19 protein-coding genes are annotated in these 18,419 nt (G+C 72.8%); 8 read left to right on the top strand and 11 right to left on the bottom strand.

Going from position 1 to position 18,419, the window contains the following annotated elements:
- Positions 1 to 3: 3 nt before the first annotated feature.
- The 7 genes from ASF37_RS14945 to ASF37_RS14915 all read right to left on the bottom strand — a co-directional run bounded on the left by ASF37_RS14945 (position 4) and on the right by ASF37_RS14915 (position 4,333).
- Positions 4 to 534: an LPXTG cell wall anchor domain-containing protein gene (locus ASF37_RS14945; RefSeq protein ID WP_055970065.1), complete on the bottom strand. Its 531-nt coding sequence runs from the start codon at positions 532 to 534 to the stop codon at positions 4 to 6.
- 160 nt (positions 535 to 694) lie between these two features.
- Entirely contained in the window at positions 695 to 1,012 is a 318-nt protein-coding gene (locus tag ASF37_RS14940; protein ID WP_055970068.1) for a DUF1416 domain-containing protein, read from the bottom strand.
- Between the two features lies 1 nt (position 1,013).
- Complete coding sequence (locus ASF37_RS14935; protein ID WP_055970071.1) at positions 1,014 to 1,862, bottom strand: sulfurtransferase; 849 nt, start codon at positions 1,860 to 1,862, stop codon at positions 1,014 to 1,016.
- Positions 1,863 to 1,929: 67 nt separating this feature from the next.
- Positions 1,930 to 2,373: a DUF4395 domain-containing protein gene (locus ASF37_RS14930; RefSeq protein WP_056581439.1), complete on the bottom strand. Its 444-nt coding sequence runs from the start codon at positions 2,371 to 2,373 to the stop codon at positions 1,930 to 1,932.
- Positions 2,374 to 2,667: 294 nt separating this feature from the next.
- On the bottom strand, positions 2,668 to 3,129 hold the full coding sequence (locus ASF37_RS14925; RefSeq protein WP_056581436.1) for a thioredoxin family protein: 462 nt from the start codon (positions 3,127 to 3,129) through the stop codon (positions 2,668 to 2,670).
- A 33-nt stretch (positions 3,130 to 3,162) separates the two neighbouring features.
- A complete protein-coding gene (locus ASF37_RS14920) occupies positions 3,163 to 3,966 on the bottom strand; it encodes a hypothetical protein (protein ID WP_156364685.1) in 804 nt (267 codons plus the stop codon).
- Between the two features lie 40 nt (positions 3,967 to 4,006).
- Positions 4,007 to 4,333 carry a MoaD/ThiS family protein gene (locus ASF37_RS14915; protein ID WP_082480117.1) on the bottom strand — a complete coding sequence of 109 codons (327 nt, stop codon included), beginning with the start codon at positions 4,331 to 4,333 and terminating at the stop codon, positions 4,007 to 4,009.
- A 188-nt stretch (positions 4,334 to 4,521) separates the two neighbouring features.
- Here ASF37_RS14915 and ASF37_RS14910 point away from each other — a divergent pair, with 188 nt between their 5' ends.
- On the top strand, positions 4,522 to 5,262 hold the full coding sequence (locus tag ASF37_RS14910) for a response regulator transcription factor (RefSeq protein WP_056572857.1): 741 nt from the start codon (positions 4,522 to 4,524) through the stop codon (positions 5,260 to 5,262).
- A gap of 21 nt (positions 5,263 to 5,283) precedes the next feature.
- Here the strand turns inward: ASF37_RS14910 and ASF37_RS14905 are convergent, their stop codons facing one another.
- Positions 5,284 to 6,051, bottom strand: coding sequence for a sulfite exporter TauE/SafE family protein (locus tag ASF37_RS14905; RefSeq protein WP_056572853.1), 768 nt, complete (start codon positions 6,049 to 6,051; stop codon positions 5,284 to 5,286).
- Positions 6,048 to 6,755, bottom strand: coding sequence for a FadR/GntR family transcriptional regulator (locus tag ASF37_RS14900; protein ID WP_055970090.1), 708 nt, complete (start codon positions 6,753 to 6,755; stop codon positions 6,048 to 6,050). The genes ASF37_RS14905 and ASF37_RS14900 overlap by 4 nt, the downstream gene beginning before the upstream one ends.
- A 111-nt stretch (positions 6,756 to 6,866) precedes the next feature.
- Between ASF37_RS14900 and ASF37_RS14895 the strand changes: the two genes are divergently transcribed.
- The 4 genes from ASF37_RS14895 to mshD all read left to right on the top strand — a co-directional run bounded on the left by ASF37_RS14895 (position 6,867) and on the right by mshD (position 11,743).
- The gene (locus tag ASF37_RS14895) at positions 6,867 to 8,192 is read left to right on the top strand and encodes an SLC13 family permease (RefSeq protein ID WP_055970093.1); all 1,326 of its coding nucleotides are present in this window, start codon (positions 6,867 to 6,869) and stop codon (positions 8,190 to 8,192) included.
- 1 nt (position 8,193) lies between these two features.
- Positions 8,194 to 9,417, top strand: coding sequence for a CaiB/BaiF CoA-transferase family protein (locus tag ASF37_RS14890; protein ID WP_055970096.1), 1,224 nt, complete (start codon positions 8,194 to 8,196; stop codon positions 9,415 to 9,417).
- Complete coding sequence (locus ASF37_RS14885; protein ID WP_055970099.1) at positions 9,414 to 10,874, top strand: carboxyl transferase domain-containing protein; 1,461 nt, start codon at positions 9,414 to 9,416, stop codon at positions 10,872 to 10,874. Before ASF37_RS14890 ends, ASF37_RS14885 begins: the two co-directional genes overlap by 4 nt.
- Before the next feature lie 68 nt (positions 10,875 to 10,942).
- Positions 10,943 to 11,743, top strand: coding sequence for a mycothiol synthase (gene mshD / locus ASF37_RS14880; RefSeq protein WP_055970102.1), 801 nt, complete (start codon positions 10,943 to 10,945; stop codon positions 11,741 to 11,743).
- A gap of 12 nt (positions 11,744 to 11,755) precedes the next feature.
- On the opposite strand, the gene ASF37_RS14875 is transcribed toward mshD, so the two are convergent.
- Entirely contained in the window at positions 11,756 to 12,802 is a 1,047-nt protein-coding gene (locus ASF37_RS14875) for an alpha/beta hydrolase (protein ID WP_055970105.1), read from the bottom strand.
- Positions 12,803 to 12,988: 186 nt separating this feature from the next.
- Between ASF37_RS14875 and ASF37_RS14870 the strand changes: the two genes are divergently transcribed.
- Complete coding sequence (locus ASF37_RS14870) at positions 12,989 to 15,070, top strand: RNA degradosome polyphosphate kinase (protein ID WP_082506559.1); 2,082 nt, start codon at positions 12,989 to 12,991, stop codon at positions 15,068 to 15,070.
- Between the two features lie 6 nt (positions 15,071 to 15,076).
- Here ASF37_RS14870 and ASF37_RS14865 read toward each other — a convergent pair whose 3' ends face one another.
- Positions 15,077 to 16,123 carry a hypothetical protein gene (locus ASF37_RS14865; protein ID WP_056581430.1) on the bottom strand — a complete coding sequence of 349 codons (1,047 nt, stop codon included), beginning with the start codon at positions 16,121 to 16,123 and terminating at the stop codon, positions 15,077 to 15,079.
- Positions 16,124 to 16,197: 74 nt separating this feature from the next.
- Between ASF37_RS14865 and ASF37_RS14860 the strand changes: the two genes are divergently transcribed.
- Both ASF37_RS14860 and pstS read left to right on the top strand, forming a co-directional pair.
- Complete coding sequence (locus ASF37_RS14860) at positions 16,198 to 17,109, top strand: NUDIX domain-containing protein (RefSeq protein ID WP_055970110.1); 912 nt, start codon at positions 16,198 to 16,200, stop codon at positions 17,107 to 17,109.
- A gap of 127 nt (positions 17,110 to 17,236) precedes the next feature.
- Positions 17,237 to 18,337: a phosphate ABC transporter substrate-binding protein PstS gene (gene pstS / locus ASF37_RS14855; protein ID WP_056581427.1), complete on the top strand. Its 1,101-nt coding sequence runs from the start codon at positions 17,237 to 17,239 to the stop codon at positions 18,335 to 18,337.
- The last annotated feature ends 82 nt before the right edge of the window (positions 18,338 to 18,419 follow it).

Below are 18,419 nucleotides of genomic sequence, written 5' to 3'. Positions count from 1 at the left end.
GGGTCAGCTGCTGCGGCGGCGTTGGACCACGGCGCCGATGCCGGCGAGCACGAGCAGTGCACCGAGCACCAGCAGCCAGAGGTCGGTGCCACCGGTGCCGGGCAGGATGCCGGCCGCGTCGCCGGCGTCGGCGTCCGCGTCGGCCGCGGCGTCGCCGTCGTCGCCACCACCGACCACGACGAGCACCTCGGCGCTCACGGCGCCGAGGTCGCCGCACGTCGCGACGACCTGGGTGCTCCGGGTGCTGGAGGCGGCCGGTGCCGTGAAGGTCGCCACGAGCTTCGTCGTGTCGTCCTCGCTGAACGACTGGTCCTCGTAGCTGACCGTGATGATCGTGGGCTGGTCCGCCGTGACCGTCGCGGTGAACGTCTCACCGGGGGCGACCCGCGTCTTCGACAGCTGCAGGTCGCAGACGGTGGGCGGGTAGGGCGCGTCGGCCGAGGCGAGGCCGGCCGCCGAGGCGGGAGGGACCGCTGCCACGAGGGCGAACGCGGCCAGCGCGGAGGCGACCAGAGTCGCGACGATCTTCTTCATGACACTCCCAGGCGGTGACGGATCCCACGCGCACGCGGCCCCGTGGAGGAGCGTGCTCGACGGTAGAACGACGCTCGGTGCCGGAAGGTCACGCCCGAGGACGCGAAAAACCCCGGACCGGCAGGTCCGGGGTCTCTCGGGTCGAGCCGTGGTGCGTGACTCAGACGTGCACGGGCACCCGGTCGATGTCGACGACCACGTCGGCGACCACGCCGACCGCGGCCGCGACCGCGAGATCGACGGCCTCCGAGCGCGGCGCGAGCGTGCGCAGCGTCCACTCGCCGGGGCCGGCGAAGAACCGGAACTGGCCGGTCGCCGAGGTCGGGACCTCGGCGGTGAACTCGCCGGTGCGGTCGAGGAGACGCACGTAGGCGTTGCCGACCGGCTCGTCACCGCGGACGACGACGCCCTGGATGACGGCCTGGTTCGCGACGTCGACACCCTCGAGGCTGGGTCCGCCCTTGATCGCTCCGCACATGTCAGGCCTCCCCGCGCTCGTCGCCGATCGCCACGGGGACGCCCCGCAACGAGCCGTACTCGCTCCACGAGCCGTCGTAGTTCTTGACGTTCGGGTAGCCGAGGATCTCGTTGAGCACGAACCACGTGTGCGAGCTGCGCTCACCGATGCGGCAGTACGCGATGGTGTCCTTGCCCTCGTCGAGGCCGGCCTGGGCGTAGAGCTCCTTGAGCTCCTCGTCCTTCTTGAAGGTGCCGTCGTCGTTGGCGGCCTTGCTCCACGGGACGTTGCCGGCCGTGGGGATGTGACCGGCGATCTGCGCGGCCTCCTGCGGCAGGTGCGCCGGGGCGAGCAGGCGTCCGGCGAACTCGTCGGGGCTGCGGACGTCGATGAGGTTCTTCGTGCCGATCGCCTCGATGACCTCGTCGCGGTAGGCGCGCACGGACTCGTCCGGCTCCTGTGCGGTGTACGTGGTGGCCGGGCGGTCCGGGACGTCGGCGCTCAGCTCGCGGCTGTCGAGCTCCCACTTCTTGCGGCCACCGTCGAGCAGACGGAGGTTCTCGTGGCCGTAGTAGGTCAGGTACCAGTAGGCGTACGCGGCGAACCAGTTGTTGTTGCCGCCGTAGAAGACGACGGTGTCGTCGTTGGCGACGCCCTTCCTCGAGAGCAGCTCCTCGAGCTTCTCCTTGGAGATGAAGTCGTGGCGCACGCCGTCCTGGAGGTCCTTCTTCCAGTCCAGCTTGATGGCGCCGGGGATGTGGCCCTTGTCGTAGGCCTCGGCGTCCTCGTCGACCTCGATGAGGACGACCTTGGGGTCGTCGAGGTGCTCCTCGACCCAGTCTGCGGTGACGAGCGCGGTGTCGCGGCTCATGGTGATACCTCCGTGTGTTGACCCACTGGGCGTGGGGATGGGGCTGTGTGGTCGGGGTGGGTGGTGGTCAGGCGGGCTGGCGCGACGCGGTGGCGCGACGCGCGAGCAGGTAGAGCTCGCAGCCGAGGCAGAAGCCGACGGCCGCGTTGAGGAGCGCGGCCACGAGGGCGAGAGCCGTGGCGGCGTAGCCCACGGCGTCCGCTCCGGAGACGAAGCCCACGAGGGCGACGGCCACGAACGCGAGGCCGACCGTCTGCGCGAACCGCGGAGGGCGGGCGTCCTCGGGCTCGGCCGGCGGGCCGATGCGCGGTCGGACGAGCCGCGCGAAGGCGACCGCGTACGGCGAACGGTGCAGGTGACCGCTCGCGCCGATCGCGAACACGATGCCCTGCGCGGCGAGCAGGACGACGGCGGCCGAGGTCGGCAGGACCAGGGCCAGCGCCAGCACGACCGACGTGATCGCCGCGGCGAAGCGCTGGCCGCGCGGGTCCACGTGCGTGGGACGTGACATGAGGAACTCCTGGAGGAGGGAGGCGCGCGCGACCGCAGGGGTCGACGTCGGCCGGGACAGGTCGGCTCGTGACCGCGGGTGGGTGCTCGCGCGGTCGATCAGCGAGGACGACAGAGCGCGGAGCGCGTGCGGCAGTGGTCCACCGCGAGGCGCCGCGTCAGGTTCGTCGAGCCGGTCATGGGACCAGCGTAGGCCGCGAGCGGCTGCGACCCTGCTTTCTGTCTCGCATGACGGACAGCCGTCTCACAAAATGGACGGGTTGCCCGCGGAGACCGAGAGTGTCAGCGAGGCGCGTCAGGCGTCGAGGACCGCCACCACCTGGTCCCGACGCGGGAGACCGGACGCGCGGCTCAGCACCACGCCGTCGGCATCGACGACGAGCACGGTGGGCGTGCGCAGGATGTTCAGCCTTCGGACCAGGTCGAGGTGGGACTCCGCGTCGACCTCCACGTGCGCGACGTCGGCCCGGGTCGAGACGACGTCGGTGAGCAGGGCCCGGGTGGCGCGGCACGGGCTGCAGAAGGCGCTGGAGAACTGGACGAGCGTGAGCCGGTCGCCCAGCGCCGCACCGATCTCGTCGGCCGTGACGCGCGGGACGTCCGCGAGCTCGCCCGACCCACCGGGCTCGACCGGGTCGGCGGCGCCCTCCGTGGCGGCCGCGGGACGGCTCGTGAACCGGCCGTTGCGCCGCTGCATCACGAGGGCGAGCAGGGCCGTGGCCACCAGGGCGGCGACGAGGACGAGGGCACCGGTCACCCGCCCAGGCTACGTGGACGGACCACGTCCGGATCAGACCACGAGGACCGCGAGCTGGGCGCCCAGGTGCGCCACCGGGGCCGCCAGGGCCACCGAGAGCGCCGCCGGGAACACCCAGAGCTCCGGCCCCGACGTCGTCCCACCGGCGGTCCAGGCACGGCCGACCACCTGGCCCAGCAGGGCGCACAGCGCCGCACCCGCGCCGACGGCCGTGCCGAGGACCCACGTGCCGGACCCGTCGACGACGAGCGGGACGGCCGCTCCCGCACCTGCCCCGGCCAGGACGGCCACCGACGCGAGCACCACGCGGTCGCCCGGCGCGGCCCAGACGAGCACGGCGACCGACAGCCCGACGCCGGCCATGAGGACCACGTCGGTCGACAGGGACGCCCGCGCTGCGGCCACCCAGCCGGCAGCCAGCGTGGCCAGGACGCCGAGCGTCACCGTCGCGGCGGCGGAGCGGACGAGGTGCTCCCGGCCGTCGCGGCGCAGCATCTGGGTGAACCAGGCGAGGGCCACCACGACCGCCACCCCGGCGAGGACGCCCGCGAGGACGCCGGACGACAGGAGCGCGTCGCGGGCCGCCCGCGTGCCGGAGGTCCCGGCGAGCAGGCTCGGGTCGAGGGCCAGACCGGTGGCCACCAGGCTGCCGGCCGCGACCGGCACGAACGAGCCCGAACGGACCTGCTCCAGGCCCGCCGAGGGTGGGGCCGCGGCCACCAGGACCTGGACGAGCAGGACGCCGGCGGCGACCAGCCACAGCTCGCCCGTGGTCACGGCGAGAGCGAGCAGCCCCGCGAGCGCGGTCGACAGCAGCGACGACACGAGGCGGGGCACCACAGCATGATGCCAAACCGGCCGGTGCCCCGCGGCCGGTTCAGCCACCGGCGAAGGGGGGCAGGAACTCGACCAGCGACCCCGGCTCGAGCGCGACGTCGGCGTGGTCGCGACCCCCGACCGGTACCTCGCCGACGAGCACGGAGCAGATGCCCAGGACGTCGGAGAAGCGCCGGTCCCCCGGTCGTCGTCGCACCACGGCGGCCTCGACCTCGGCCAGCGTGGCGCCGACGACGGTCTCCGTCTCGACACCCGCGGCGGCACGCGCGGCAGCCCAGTAGCGCACCGTGACGCCGTCACGACCGCTCGCAGCGGCGAGTGTGACGTCGTTCTCTTCCGCGACACCTTCTGGTGATTCGTCCGACACATGCACTATTCTCGACCATGCGACGAGGCCACGGTGACATCACCTGGCCTCTTGTCATAACCAGCACCATCCGCACGGAAGAAGCACGGAAGCACTGACGCAGGCGGTCCCCTCGGGGTGACGCTCCGGACCGGTACCACCTGCGTGCGGCGGGCACCGCGCCCGCGGCAGAACGACGGAGGGACCTCGTGTCGCACCTCTTGCTCCTGACCAAGAGCACCCAGTCCTCGGTGGAGGTGCTGCCCGCGCTCGCGCTGCTGCCCCACCACGTCAAGATCCTCCCCGCCGAGGCGAGCGCGCTGATCGACGCGCCACCGTCCGACGCGGTCCTCGTCGACGGTCGCCACGACCTCGCCCAGGTGCGCAGCCTCACCCGGGTCATCCGCACGACCGGCATCGAGTGCCCGCTCGTGCTGATCCTCACCGAGGGCGGCCTCGCGGTCGCCGCCTCGGACTGGGGCATGGACGACGTCATCCTCACCACGGCAGGACCCGCCGAGCTGGAGGCACGCCTCCGCCTCGCCATGGGACGCGTGGCCGCCGGCCAGGACGGCGACGACGACTCCCACCTCATCGCCTCCAGCGGCCTGGTCGTCGACGAGGCCACCTACACCGCCAAGCTCGAGAACCGCACGCTCGACCTCACCTTCAAGGAGTTCGAGCTGCTCAAGTTCCTCGCCCAGCACCCCGGAAGGGTGTTCACCCGCCAGCAGCTGCTGCAGGAGGTGTGGGGCTACGACTACTTCGGCGGCACGCGCACGGTCGACGTCCACGTGCGTCGACTCCGCGCCAAGCTGGGCACCGAGCACGAGACGCTCATCGGTACCGTGCGCAACGTCGGCTACCGCTTCGTCGCCACCACCCCCGACACCGAGGAGCGTCCCTCGCAGCCCGCCTCCAGGGTCCCGGGTCCGGGTGCCCGCGCCTGACGGACCACGACGCGCGGCAGGTCAGCCCCGCAGCATCAGGGCGGCCACGGTGACGCCGGAGGCCACGACGAGCGCACGCAGGACCAGGTCGGGCAGGCGTCGACCGATGATCGACCCGACGTAGCCGCCGCCGACGGACCCGGCCCCGAGCAGGAGCACGACGGTCCAGTCCAGGGGTGCGACGAAGACGAAGATCGCGGTCGCGACGAGGTTGGACGCGAGGATCGCGGCCGTGCGCAGTGCGCTGATCACGGCCATCGGCAGCTCCAGCCCGAAGGCCAGCACGGCGATCATCATGACGCCCTGCCCGGCGCCGAAGTAGCCGCCGTAGACCCCGCACGCCGCGGTGCCGAGCCCCACGCCGGCGCCCACCCGCGGCGGGCCGGTCACATGGTCGGGGCCCCGCCGGGACCGGACCCGTCGCGAGATGAGCGGCTGCGTGGCCACCAGCGAGCAGGCGAAGAGGATGAGCCAGGGCACGGCCGACTCGAACACCGAGGAGGGGAGCCGCAGGAGCAGGAGCGCGCCGACCACGGCGAACAGGCCGCTGAGCCCGAGCACGGTCGCGGTCACGCGAGGGTGCAGGGAGAGCTCGCGGCGGTAGCCGAAGGACCCGCTGAGCCCGGCCGGCACCAGTCCCACGGTGTTGGAGGCGTTGGCCGTGACGGGCGGGACGCCGAGCGCCACGAGGACCGGGAAGCTCACCAGGGACGCCACGCCGATCGACGCGGTGGCGATGCCCGCACCGAAGCCCGCCGCGACGATCGCGGCGACCTCCCCCGCGCTCACGCGGGTGGTTCGCGCAGGATCGCGACGTCGCTGACCTGCTCGACGTGGTCGTGCATGGCTCGCGCCGCCTCGTCGGCGTCGCCGGCGCGGATGGCGGCCGCGATCCGTCGGTGGGCGGCGAGCGAGTCGCGGGGCCGGCCGGGCTGGCCGAGGGACTCGATGCGGGTCTCGAGCACGAGCTCGCTGATCTCGGCCATCATGCGGGCCAGCAACGTCGAGTGCGCGGCGGCGGTGACGGCGGCGTGGAACTGCTCGTCGCCGGCGACGCCGCGACCGCCGGCGTCGATGTCGGCCTCCATGCCGTCGAGCGCGGCGTCGATGGCGTCGGCGTCGGCGTCGCTGCGGCGCTGCGCGGCGAGCGCGGCGATCTTGGTCTCGAGCGCGTCGCGGGCGTCGATGACGTCGGGCAGCCGCTGGGCGTGCTCGCGGATCGCCTCGGTGATGCGCCGGACCCCGGAGCCCCCCGTGAGGATCGCGCCGTCGCCGTGGCGCACCGTGACGGCGCCGACGACCTCGAGCGCGACGAGCGCCTGGCTGACCGTGGCGCGGCTGACGCCGAGGCGCGTGGCGAGGTCGCGCTCGGGCGGGAGACGGTCGCCGGCGCCGAGCCCGTTGTCGGCGACCCACGTGGCGATCTGCTCGGCCACCTGCTCGTAGAGGCGGGGGCGCGCGACCGGTCGGAGGCCGTCGTTCGGGGAAGCCATGGAGCCAGGGTATTGACAATCGGCTCAGATGACTATTGGCTAGGCCACTGATCCATCGGGGGTGACTCCCGTCACACGACCCTCGTCACGACTGCACAGGAGGCTCCCGCCATGGGACCGGAACTCATCGCGATCATCGCGCTCGTCGCGCTGTTCGTCATCGGCACGCTGCTGCCGATCAACATGGGAGCCCTGGCCTACGTGGCCGCGTGGCTCGTCGGCATGTACGCGCTCGACCTCGACGAGAAGGAGATCCTCGCCGGAGTGAGCGGCGACCTGATCCTCACCCTGATCGGCGTCACCTACCTCTTCGCGATCGCGAAGAACAACGGCACCGTCGACCTCATCGTCACCACCGCCGTGAAGGCGGTCGGCGGGCGCGTCGCGCTGATCCCGTGGGTCATGTTCGCGGTCACCGCGCTCCTGACGTCCATCGGCGCAGCGAGCCCCGCGGCCTGCGCCATCATCGGCCCCATCGCGCTCGGCTTCGCCGGCAAGTACAAGATCAGCCCGCTCATGATGGGCATGTTCGTCGTGCACGGCGCCCAGGGCGGCGGCTTCTCCCCCATCAGCATCTACGGCACCATCACCAACTCGGTCATGCGCGAGAACGGCCTGCCCGTCAGCGAGATGACGGTGTTCCTCGCCAGCCTCGTGGTCAACCTGGTCATGGCCGCCATCCTGTTCTTCGCCCTCGGTGGTCGCCGCCTCATGTCGCAGCGCATCGAGCCCGGCGACGACGACACCCTGACCGCCGACCTGCACACCGGTGGCGCGAAGGTGACCGCCCGCGGCTACGGCGTCGACGCCCCCACCGGCACCGCCGCGACGGGCGTCCGCACCGACCAGGTGCTCACGCTCGTCGCCTTCGTGGGCGTGGCCGTCGTGGCCCTCGCCTTCGACAAGAACATCGGCTTCGTGGCCATCACCGCCGCCGTCATCCTCGCCATGCTGTCGGCACAGGAGCACAAGGGCGCCGTCAGCCAGATCGCCTGGCCGACCGTCCTGCTCGTGGCCGGTGTCAGCACGTACGCCGCGATCCTCACGCAGGCCGGCTCGCCGGAGTACGTCGGTGGCTGGGCTGCCGGCCTCGGCGCCGTGGCCATCGGCGCCCTGATCCTCTGCTACGTCGGCGGCGTGGTCTCGGCGTTCGCGTCCTCCACCGCGCTGCTGCCCGTGATCGTGCCGATCGCCATCCCGCTCATCGTCGACGGCGGCATCCACCCGGCCATGTTCATCGCGGCCCTGGCCATCAGCTCGACCATCGTCGACGTGAGCCCGTTCTCCACGAACGGCGCGCTCATGCTCGCGAACCGGCCGGACACCGTGACCGAGCAGGTCTACTACAAGCAGATCCTGACCTACAGCGTGATCGTGGTGCTGGTGGGTCCGCTGCTCGTCTGGGCCGCGCTCGTGCTGCCGGGATGGGGGGCCTGACATGACGAGCTCCGGACCGCTCTCGGACCTGCTGGTCGTCGACCTCTCCCGCGCTCTCGCCGGGCCGCACGCCACGATGATGCTGGGCGACCTCGGCGCCCGCGTGGTCAAGATCGAGGCCCCCGGCCACGGCGACGACACCCGCGGATGGGGTCCGCCCTTCCGCTGGCCCCACGCCGACGGGCACGTCGGCACGGCCGACGAGGCCGACCCCGACGGGCAGCGCGAGTCGACCTACTTCCTGTCGGCCAACCGCAACAAGGAGTCGGTGGCGCTCAACCTCAAGGACGAGGCCGACCGCGACGTCTTCCTCGCCCTGGTCGACCGCGCGGACGTGCTGGTCGAGAACTTCCGCACGGGCGTGCTCGAGCGTCTCGGGCTCGGCCTCGACGGCCTGTGCGAGCGCAACCCCCGCCTCGTGGTGCTCTCGATCACCGGCTTCGGGCACGACGGGCCCGAGGGGGGCCGCTCCGGCTACGACCAGATCGCCCAGGGCGAGGCCGGGCTGATGTCCATCACGGGCTCCTCGCCGGACGATCCCCAGAAGGTCGGCACCCCGATCTCGGACATCCTGGCCGGCATGTACGGCGCGTACGGCGTCATGACCGCGCTGCACGAGCGGGAGCGGACCGGCCGCGGCCAGGTGGTGCGCACGTCGCTGCTCGCCGCCACGGTCGGCGTCCACGGCTTCCAGGGGACCCGCTGGACCGTCGCGGGCACCGTCGGCCGGGCGCAGGGCAACCACCACGCGTCCATCTCGCCGTACGGCCTGTTCCGCTGCGCCGACGGAGCCGTGCAGATCGCCGTCGGGAGCGAGGGCCTCTGGCACGACTTCTGCGCCGGCTTCGACGTCGACCCCGACCTCGAGGGCTTCGCGACGAACCCCGAGCGGGTCGCCCGTCGCGAGGAGGTCGTCGAGCTGGTCGAGCAGGTCTTCGCCGACTGGAAGGCCGAGGACCTGCTCGCGCGGCTCGCCGAGGTCGGCATCCCCGCCGGCAAGGTGCGCACCCTCGACGAGGTCTACGCCTGGGACCAGACCCACAGCCAAGGGCTCCTCGTCGACGTCGAGCACGCGACCCTGGGTAGCGTGACGCTGCCGGGTCCGCCGTTGCGGTTCTTCGACGGCGGCGGGGTCGAGACGACCCGCACCGACCACCAGGCACCCCCCACGCTGGACCAGCACGGCGGCTCCGTCCGTCGCTGGATCGACGAAGGAGAACGATGACCGAGCGTCAGAGCGGTGGGCGGATCGGCGCCCACGACCTGGTGGAGCTCGTGCTCGACCCCGGGTCCCACGAGTCCTGGGACGAGCCGATCGACGTCTCGGGCTACTCCCCCGAGTACCGCGCCGCGGTCGAGAAGGCCGCGGCACGGGCCGGCACCGACGAGTCCGTGATCACCGGGCGGGGCCTCGTGAAGGGCCGGCCCGTGGCCTTCGTGCTCAACGAGTTCGGCTTCCTCGCCGGATCCATCGGTCGAGCCGCCGCCCAGCGCATCACGAGCGCCGTCCGCCGGGCCACGGCCGAGGGCCTGCCCCTGCTCGCCTCCACGGCCTCGGGCGGCACCCGCATGCAGGAGGGCACGCCCGCGTTCGTGCACATGGTCGACATCTCCCGAGCGATCATGGACCACCGCGCGGCCGGTCTGCCCTACCTCGTGCACCTGCGGCACCCCACCACCGGCGGCGTGTTCGCCTCGTGGGGCTCGCTCGGGCACGTCACGGTGGCCGAGCCCGGCGCCCTCGTCGGCTTCCTCGGGCCCAAGGTCTACGAGCTGCTGGAGGGTCGGCCGTTCCCGGCCGGCGTCCAGGTCAGCGAGAACCTGGCCGAGCGGGGCATCATCGACGAGGTCGTGCTGCACGACGAGCTGCCGATGGTCGTCGACCGCGCCCTCGGCATCCTGGTGGACGCCGCAACGGAGTCCACGCGGGACCGCCGCCCGGGTCGCGAGCCCGACGCCGAACGTCGCCTGAGCACGTGGGAGTCCATCGAGCTCACCCGCGGCGAGGGACGCGCCGGGGTGCGCCACCTGCTCCGGCACGGCAGCGACGCCACCGTGCGGCTGCAGGGAACCGACGAGGGCGAGCGTGACAGCGCGATGCTCGTGTCCCTGGCGCGCCTGGACGGCGTCCCGTGCGTCGTGGTCGGCCAGGACCGCACCACCCAGACGCCCGCCAACCCCATGGGGCCGGCAGCGCTGCGCGAGGCACGGCGCGGGATGCGTCTGGCCCAGGAGCTGGGCCTGCCGCTCGTCTCCGTCATCGACACGCCGGGCGCCGAGCTCTCCCCCGAGGCCGAGGAAGGATCGATCGCCGGCGAGATCGCCCGCTGCATCGCCTCGATGTCGACCCTCACCGTCCCGTCGGTGTCGGTGCTGCTGGGCCAGGGCTGCGGTGGCGGCGCGCTCGCGCTGCTGCCGGCCGACGTCGTGGTGGCCACCGAGAACGCGTGGCTGTCGCCCCTGCCGCCCGAGGGTGCGAGCGCGATCGTGCACGGCGACGTCGACCACGCGCCCGAGATGGCCGAGCAGCAGCGGGTCTCGGCGCTCGACCTGCACGAGCTCGGCACCGTGCACCACGTGGTGCCGGAGCCGGCGGACGACACGCCGGAGGCGCTCGCGAGCGCGGTGGCGGCGGAGGTCGGCCACCAGCTGCGTCGGCTCGCCGACCTGCACCGCGGCTGACCCCCGCGGCGCGCCGACCACGGACCCGGTGCGCCGCGGGGTCTCGCACCCCGCGTCATCATGGAGGCATGAGCCTGTCCGACCTCGCCCGTGCCGCCACCGACGTCGACGGCGTGGAGCCCCTCAACGAGGCGACCCGCATCGCGCTGCGGGAGGGCGACGAGCCCCGCGTGCTGCTGGAGCGCGACGAGGTGGCGGCCGCGGTCGCCTTCTCCGACGCACCCGCCGAGCTGGTGGTGCATCCCGACCACCGCCGACAGGGCATCGGCCGGGCGCTCCTGGACCAGCTGGTCGACCGCGGGGAACGTCGGCTCTGGGCGCACGGCGACCTGCCCGCCGCACAGGCGCTGGCCGCCTCGGCCGGGTTCACGCCCGAGCGCACCCTGCTGGTCCTGCGTCTCGTGCTCGGCGAGCAGGCCCCCCAGGAGCGGGCGATCGAGGGCGTCACGCTGCGCGGCTTCCGTCCCGACGACACCGACGCGGTCGTCGCGGTGAACGGGCGCGCGTTCGCCCACCACCCCGAGCAGGGCGCCATGGACCGCGCCGACTTCGAGCGGCGCGCTGCCGAGCCGTGGTTCGACCCCGCAGGCCTGTTCGTCGCGGAGGACGAGCGGGGCGAGGTCGTCGGCTTCCACTGGACCAAGGTCGAGGGGGACACCGGCGAGGTCTACGTCGTGGGGGTCGACCCGGCCGCGCACGGCCGCGGGCTCGGCACCGCCCTCACCGCGCGCGGTCTGCGCCACCTGCACGAACGGGGCCTGCGGACCGTCGACCTCTACGTCGAGGGCGACAACGACGCCGCCCTCACCGTCTACCGTCGCCTCGGCTTCGTCGAGCACGCACGCGACACGCTCTACGCCCGCGCGTGAGCGGCGCCGACGTCAGCTGAGACCGCGCTGCAGCGCGGCGGCGGCCCGGCGCATGGCCCGCGGCGCGGAACGACCGATGCCCACCATGTTCGCGAAGCCGTGGATGAGCCCGCGCTCCTCCACGTGCTCCACCGTGACGCCGGCGGCCCGCAGGTGCTCCACGTACGCGGTGCCCTCGTCGCGCAGCGGGTCGAAGCCCGCCGTCACGACGTAGGCGGGTGCCGCTCCGGTGGCGTCCTGGCGCAGCGGGGACAGTCGCGCGTCGGCCCGGTCCTCGTCACCGGCCAGGTAGCTGTCGGAGCACAGGTCCATGAAGGCCTTCGTGAGCAGGTACCCCTCGCCGAGGAGCGTCCGGCTGGGGAGCTCCTCCACGAAGTCGGTGGCCGGGTAGATCAGCAGCTGGAAGGCCGGCGCGACCACGTCGTCGGCGTGGGCGGCGTGCTGCGCCACGAGGGCCGAGAGGTTGCCGCCGGCACTGTCGCCGCCCACGGCGATGGCGGACGGCTCGATGCCGAGGCCGGTGGCGTGCTCGGTGACCCAGCGCCAGGCGGCCCACGCGTCCTCGAAGCCGGCCGGGAACTGCGCCTCCGGCGCCAGGCGGTAGTCGACGGAGACGACCCGCACCTGCGCCTCCTCGGCCAGGAACCGGCAGACGGCGTCGTAGGCGTCGAGGTCGCCGTAGACCCAGCCGCCGCCGTGCAGGTACACGAGCGCCGGGGACCGGCCGCTGAGTCCTCGGGGCGTGTAGAAGCGCAGGGCGAGCGGTCCGCCGGGGCCGTCGATGGTGCGGTCGGTGACCGCACCGATCGGCTGGGCGCCGCCGAGCATCTGGAAGGCCTCGGTGTACATGCGACGGCCGCGGGTGATCGACAGGGTCTCCACGGCGGGGCCCTGCAGGCCCATGATCCGCAGGAGGAGCTGCATCTCCGGATCGAGCGTGCGGCCCTCGACGGTGCGGGGCCGACCGGCGAGCCGCCTGATCACCGGCGTGGGGAGGGAGAAGAGGCCTTGGGCGCCCTTGGCCTGCACCAGCGCCAGCAGCTTCGTCGTCGACACCATGCGCGCACCATAGCGCCCCACGTCGGTCCATGACCCCCGTGTCCGCCGCGACGTCGGCGTCCGTCGAGCCCGGCACACGTCGTCGTTCAAGCACTGTTCACCTGGGCTTGCGACACTCGACGTGTGGACACCACCGATCTGGACCTCCCCGCGGTCGAGACACCCGCATCACCCGACGAGTTCGACGTGGACCCGCCGTTCGACCCCGCCGACGGCGAGCTGCCCGCGGACCGCTTCCTCGACCGAGAGCTGTCGTGGATCGCGTTCAACGCCCGGGTGCTCGAGCTCGCCGACGACGCCTCGCTGCCCCTGCTCGAGCGCGTGCGCTTCCTGTCGATCTTCGCCAGCAACCTCGACGAGTTCTTCATGGTGCGCATCGCCGGCCTCAAGCGCCGCATCGCCGCCGGCGTGGCCGTGCCCTCGGCCAGCGGCTTCCACCCCAAGGACGTGCTCGCCAGCAGCCTCGAGGCCAGCCACGGCCTCATGATCGAGCAGGCACGTGCCTTCGCGTCCGACGTCGTGCCGGCGCTCGCCGAGGCGGGCATCGCCCTCGTCCGCTGGGACGACCTGACGCCGAGCGAGCGCGCCGACGTCAGCGCCACCTACCGCGACCGGGTCTTCCCGGTGCTCACGCCGCTGGCGGTCGACCCGGCCCACCCCTTCCCCTACATCTCCGGCCTCTCGCTGAACCTCGCCCTGGTGCTGCGCAACCCCGAGACCGGCAAGCAGCACTTCGCGCGCGTCAAGGTCCCGCCGATCATCGACCGCTGGATGCCGACGAGCGACGGTCGCCACGTCCCCCTCGAGGACGTCATCGCCGCCCACCTGGACCTGCTGTTCCCCGGCATGGAGATCGTGGCCCACCACGCGTTCCGCGTGACCCGCAACGAGGACCTCGAGGTCGAGGAGGACGACGCCGAGAACCTGCTCAAGGCGCTCGAGAAGGAGCTGCTGCGACGCCGCTTCGGCCCGCCCGTGCGGCTGGAGGTCGAGGAGACGATCGACGCCGAGGTGCTCGACCTGCTCGTCTCCGAGCTGGGCATCAGGCAGGACGAGGTGTTCCGTCTCCAGGGTCCGCTCGACCTGCGCAGCCTGGGCGAGATCGCCGACCTCGACCGTCCCGAGCTGAAGTTCGACCCGTTCGTCCCGGGCACCCACGAGCACCTGGCGGAGGTCGAGACCGCGAGCCCCGCCGACCTCTTCGGCACGCTGCGTCGCCGCGACGTGCTCGTGCACCACCCGTACGACTCCTTCGCCACGAGCGTGCAGCGCTTCATCGAGCAGGCCGCCGCCGACCCGCACGTGCTCGCCATCAAGCAGACCCTCTACCGCACGTCGGGCGACTCCCCCATCATCGACTCCCTCGTCGACGCGGCCCGTGCGGGCAAGCAGGTGCTCGTGCTCGTGGAGATCAAGGCCCGCTTCGACGAGCAGGCCAACATCCGCTGGGCCCGCAAGCTGGAGCGCGCCGGCTGCCACGTCGTCTACGGCCTGGTGGGGCTGAAGACGCACTGCAAGCTGGCGCTCGTGGTGCGCGACGAGCCCGACGGGCTGCGCCGCTACGCCCACCTCGGCACGGGCAACTACAACCCCAAGACCGCCCGCCTCTACGAGGACTTCGGGCTGCTGACGAGCGACCCCGACATCACCAACGACCTGCTCGAGCTGTTCAACGCCCTCTCGGGGTTCGCCCACCAGAGCGAGTACCGCAGCCTCATGGTGGCCCCGTCCGGCCTGCGCGAGGGCCTGCTGGAGCACATCGGTCGCGAGATCGAGCACCACCGGGCCGGACGGCCCGCCGGCATCTCGTTCAAGGTGAACTCCCTCGTCGACGAGGGCGTCATCGACGGTCTGTACCAGGCGTCGCGCGCCGGCGTCCCCGTGCGACTCGTCGTGCGCGGCATCTGCACGCTCCGACCGGGCGTACCGGGGCTGAGCGACAACATCGAGGTGCGCAGCGTGCTCGGGCGCTACCTGGAGCACAGCCGGGTCTACTGGTTCGCCGGTGGCGGGAGCCCCGAGGCCTGGATCGGGTCGGCCGACCTCATGCACCGCAACCTCGACCGCCGTGTCGAGGTGCTGGTGCGGGTGCCCAGTGCCGAGCACGTGCAGACGCTCGGTGACCTGCTCGCCAGGATGGCCGACGACGCCACCAGCTCCTGGCACCTCGGCGCCGACGGCACGTGGACCCGCCACGCGACCGAGCGCGACGTGCAGACCGAGCTGATCGCCCGCGCCAAGCGCCGTCGCAGCCGCGCGACCTCCTGAGGCCGTTCAGCAGGCGGCGAAGAGCAGGGCACCCGTGCCGAGCATGAGCACGGTGCCGTCGGCGGACCGGTCGAACGACAGCGCCACCGTGGCCTGGTCCACCGTGGCGGAGGGGTCGCGCAGCTCGTCCTCCACCTGGCCGGTGCGCCCGATGAAGGGGCCGGTCGCGAGCCGCTCGCGGATCGGCGCCTGCTCCCGGGCGGTCGAGACGTCGTCGAACGTCATCGCGAAGGTCGCGGTCTGTGCACTGGCGCCGGAGCCGCCACGGTCGGTGAGGGACCGCCCCGCGAACGAGTAGGCCTGCAGACGACCCTCGCGCGCCTGCGCGGCGTCGGCGGCGGCGCGGTCGGTGTCGGGCACCGCGGCGGCGTCGCACCCCAGCGAGCCCGCCTGCAGCAGCACGGTGTCGGTGCCGGTCAGGGCCTGGGCGGTGTCGGCCGCCTGGCGCACCGTGGCGAGCGACGCGTCGCGGCCCGTGGCCGTCCGCACGACCTGGTCGGCGGCCTCGGGCGCGGTGGCGGCCACCAGCACGCCGGCCGAGCGCACGAGCCGCACCGCGGTGAACTGGTCACCGAGACCGTTCTCGGTAAGGACCTGCGGCGTGGCGCTCCACCCGTCGCCGTCCTGGTCGAACCCGGCCTCGCGAAGACCGTCCTCGACCTCGCTCCAGGACAACGCGTCACCGGGTGCGACCACCAGGACCCCGGCACCGAGGTCCTGCACGAACGCCTCCCAGCGGACGTCGTCGGTCGACCAGCCGAGCGCCTGGGGCACGGCCTCGCCGATGTCGGAGAGCGCCGACCGCGTGGCCAGGTCGCGCGTGGCGGGATCGGCCACCCCGGAGTCGCGGATGCGGTCCCAGTCGGTGAAGCCCAGCACCGTCGTGTCGGCCGGGGCGACCGCCAGCGCCGACGCCAGCGGCCCGCGGACGTCGGCCCGCCCGAGGACCTGCTGCCCCGGTCCCGTGACGGCCCAGGCGACCCCGGCGGCGAGCGCGAGCACCACGAGCGGGACGACGACGAGCACCACGGCCGACGGGCTCCTGCGCACCACCGGACCACCTCCTCGTCGTCTCACCAGGTCGGTTCGTCACCGTCTGGACACCTTGGACGTGAACAATACGAGGCATGTCACGTGAACGTCCGCTGACCGCCGCCGGCGCCGTCACCTGGAGGCGCGCCACCCCTCGTCCCGACGACACGAGTCGACGCCCCGTCGAGCTCCTCCTCGTGCACCGTCCGCGCTACGACGACTGGACGTTCCCGAAGGGCAAGCCCGACCCCGGGGAGGACCTGGTGACGACCGCGGTCCGCGAGGTCGCCGAGGAGACCGGGCAGCGGATCCGGCTCGGCCACCCGCTGCCCGACACGCAGTACCGCGTGGCCGGCGGCCCCAAGCGGGTCAGCTACTGGGCGGCCCGTGTGGTCGGCCGCACCGAGACGCCCTTCGTGCCGAACCGCGAGGTCGACGAGGTGCGGTGGGTGCGGCCGGGGCACGCCCGCAAGCTCCTCAGCTACGACCACGACCACGACCTGCTCGAGGCCTTCCTGGACCTGCGCGACGACAAGGCCCACCGCACCCGCACGCTCGTCGTGGTCCGCCACGGCAAGGCGAGGGCGCGCGAGAGCTGGTCCGGGGAGGACGCGCTCCGCCCACTGACCCTCGTCGGCGAGCGCCGCGCCGAGGCCCTCGTGCCGATCCTGCAGGCGTACGGGGTGCGGCGCGTCGTCACCAGCCCGGCCGAGCGCTGTGCGGCCACCGTGGAGCCCTTCGCCCGGTCCATCGGCGCGTTCCTGAAGATCGACGACCGGCTCACCGAGGACACCCGCCGCTCCGACGTGCGCCGCTGCGTCGACGCCGTCCTCGACGCCAAGCCCCCCGCCGTGATCTGTGGGCACCGCCCGACGCTTCCGTGGGTGTTCGAGGCACTGGGGGTCGAGGCCCCCGACCTCGCCCCCGGCGAGGGGGTCGTGCTGCACCACCGCCGCGGGAAGGTGCTCGCCTCCGAGCCGCTGGGGAGACCTGCGTCACCCCGCTGACCAGCGACGAGTCCGCTTCCTTCGCCCATCGTTCACCGGCCGTTCACCGTCCTACGGGTCCCGATACACCTGGCTTCCCTAGCGTCCACGACGACAGAAGCATGTGATCATCGAAGGGACACCCCCCGTGAACCGCACCACGCTGCGTGCAGCCGCCCCCGCGGCACTCGCTCTCACCCTCGCTCTCGGACTCTCCGCCTGTGGCGCCTCCAACGAGGGCGACTCCGGCTCGGGCTCGGGCGACTCGTCGCTCTCCGGCACCCTCAACGGTGCCGGTGCCAGCTCGCAGGAGGCTGCCGTCGGCGCCTGGAAGGCCGGCTTCCAGTCCGCCAACAGCGACGTGACCGTGAACTACGACCCCGCCGGCTCCGGCGCCGGTCGCGAGCAGTTCATCGCCGGTGGCGTCGACTTCGCCGGCTCCGACGCCTACCTCGAGGACGACGAGCTCACCAAGGCCAAGGAGCGCTGCGGCGGTCCGGTCGTCGAGGTCCCCACCTACGTCAGCCCCATCGCGGTCATCTACAACCTCGAGGGCGTGGACGACCTGAACCTCTCGCCCGAGAACATCGGTGCGATCTTCGAGGGCAAGATCACCAAGTGGAACGACTCGGCCATCGCGGCCGACAACCCCGACGCCGACCTCCCGGACACCACGATCACCCCCGTCCACCGCTCGGACGACTCGGGCACCACCAAGAACTTCACCGCCTACCTCGAGGCCGCCTCCGGTGGCTCGTGGAGCGGCGGCGAGGTCGAGACCTGGCCGATCAAGGGTGGCGAGGCCGCTCAGGGCACGTCGGGCGTCGTCCAGGCCGTCACCAACGGCAACGGCACGATCGGCTACGCCGACGAGTCGCAGGCCGGTGACCTCGGCCAGGCCAAGGTCAAGGTCGGCGACGAGTTCGTCGAGGTCAGCCCCGAGGCCGCGGCCAAGGTGCTCGACACCGCCACCGAGGTCGAGGGCCGCGACGCCACCGACATCGCCCTCGACATCGAGCGCGACACCACCGAGGCCGGCGTGTACCCGATCGTCCTCGTGTCGTACATGATCGGCTGCGAGTCCTACGACGAGGCGCCGAAGGCCGACCTCGTCAAGGGCTGGCTCGAGTACGTGACCAGCGACGAGGGCCAGAAGACGGCCGCCGAGCAGGCCGGCTCCGCGCCGCTCACGGCGGACTTCGCCAGCAAGGTCGCCGAGGCCGTCGGCGCCATCAAGGCCGCCAGCTGATCGGATCCGGTCCCCGACCTCAGGCCCCCACGGGCCGGGTCGGGGACCGGACCGGCTCGTCTCCCCCCTACCCGGAAGGACC

The organism is Aeromicrobium sp. Leaf289 (genome assembly GCF_001423335.1).
Lineage (GTDB): Bacteria > Actinomycetota > Actinomycetes > Propionibacteriales > Nocardioidaceae > Aeromicrobium.
This window is presented reverse-complemented; position numbering and strand designations above follow the sequence as displayed.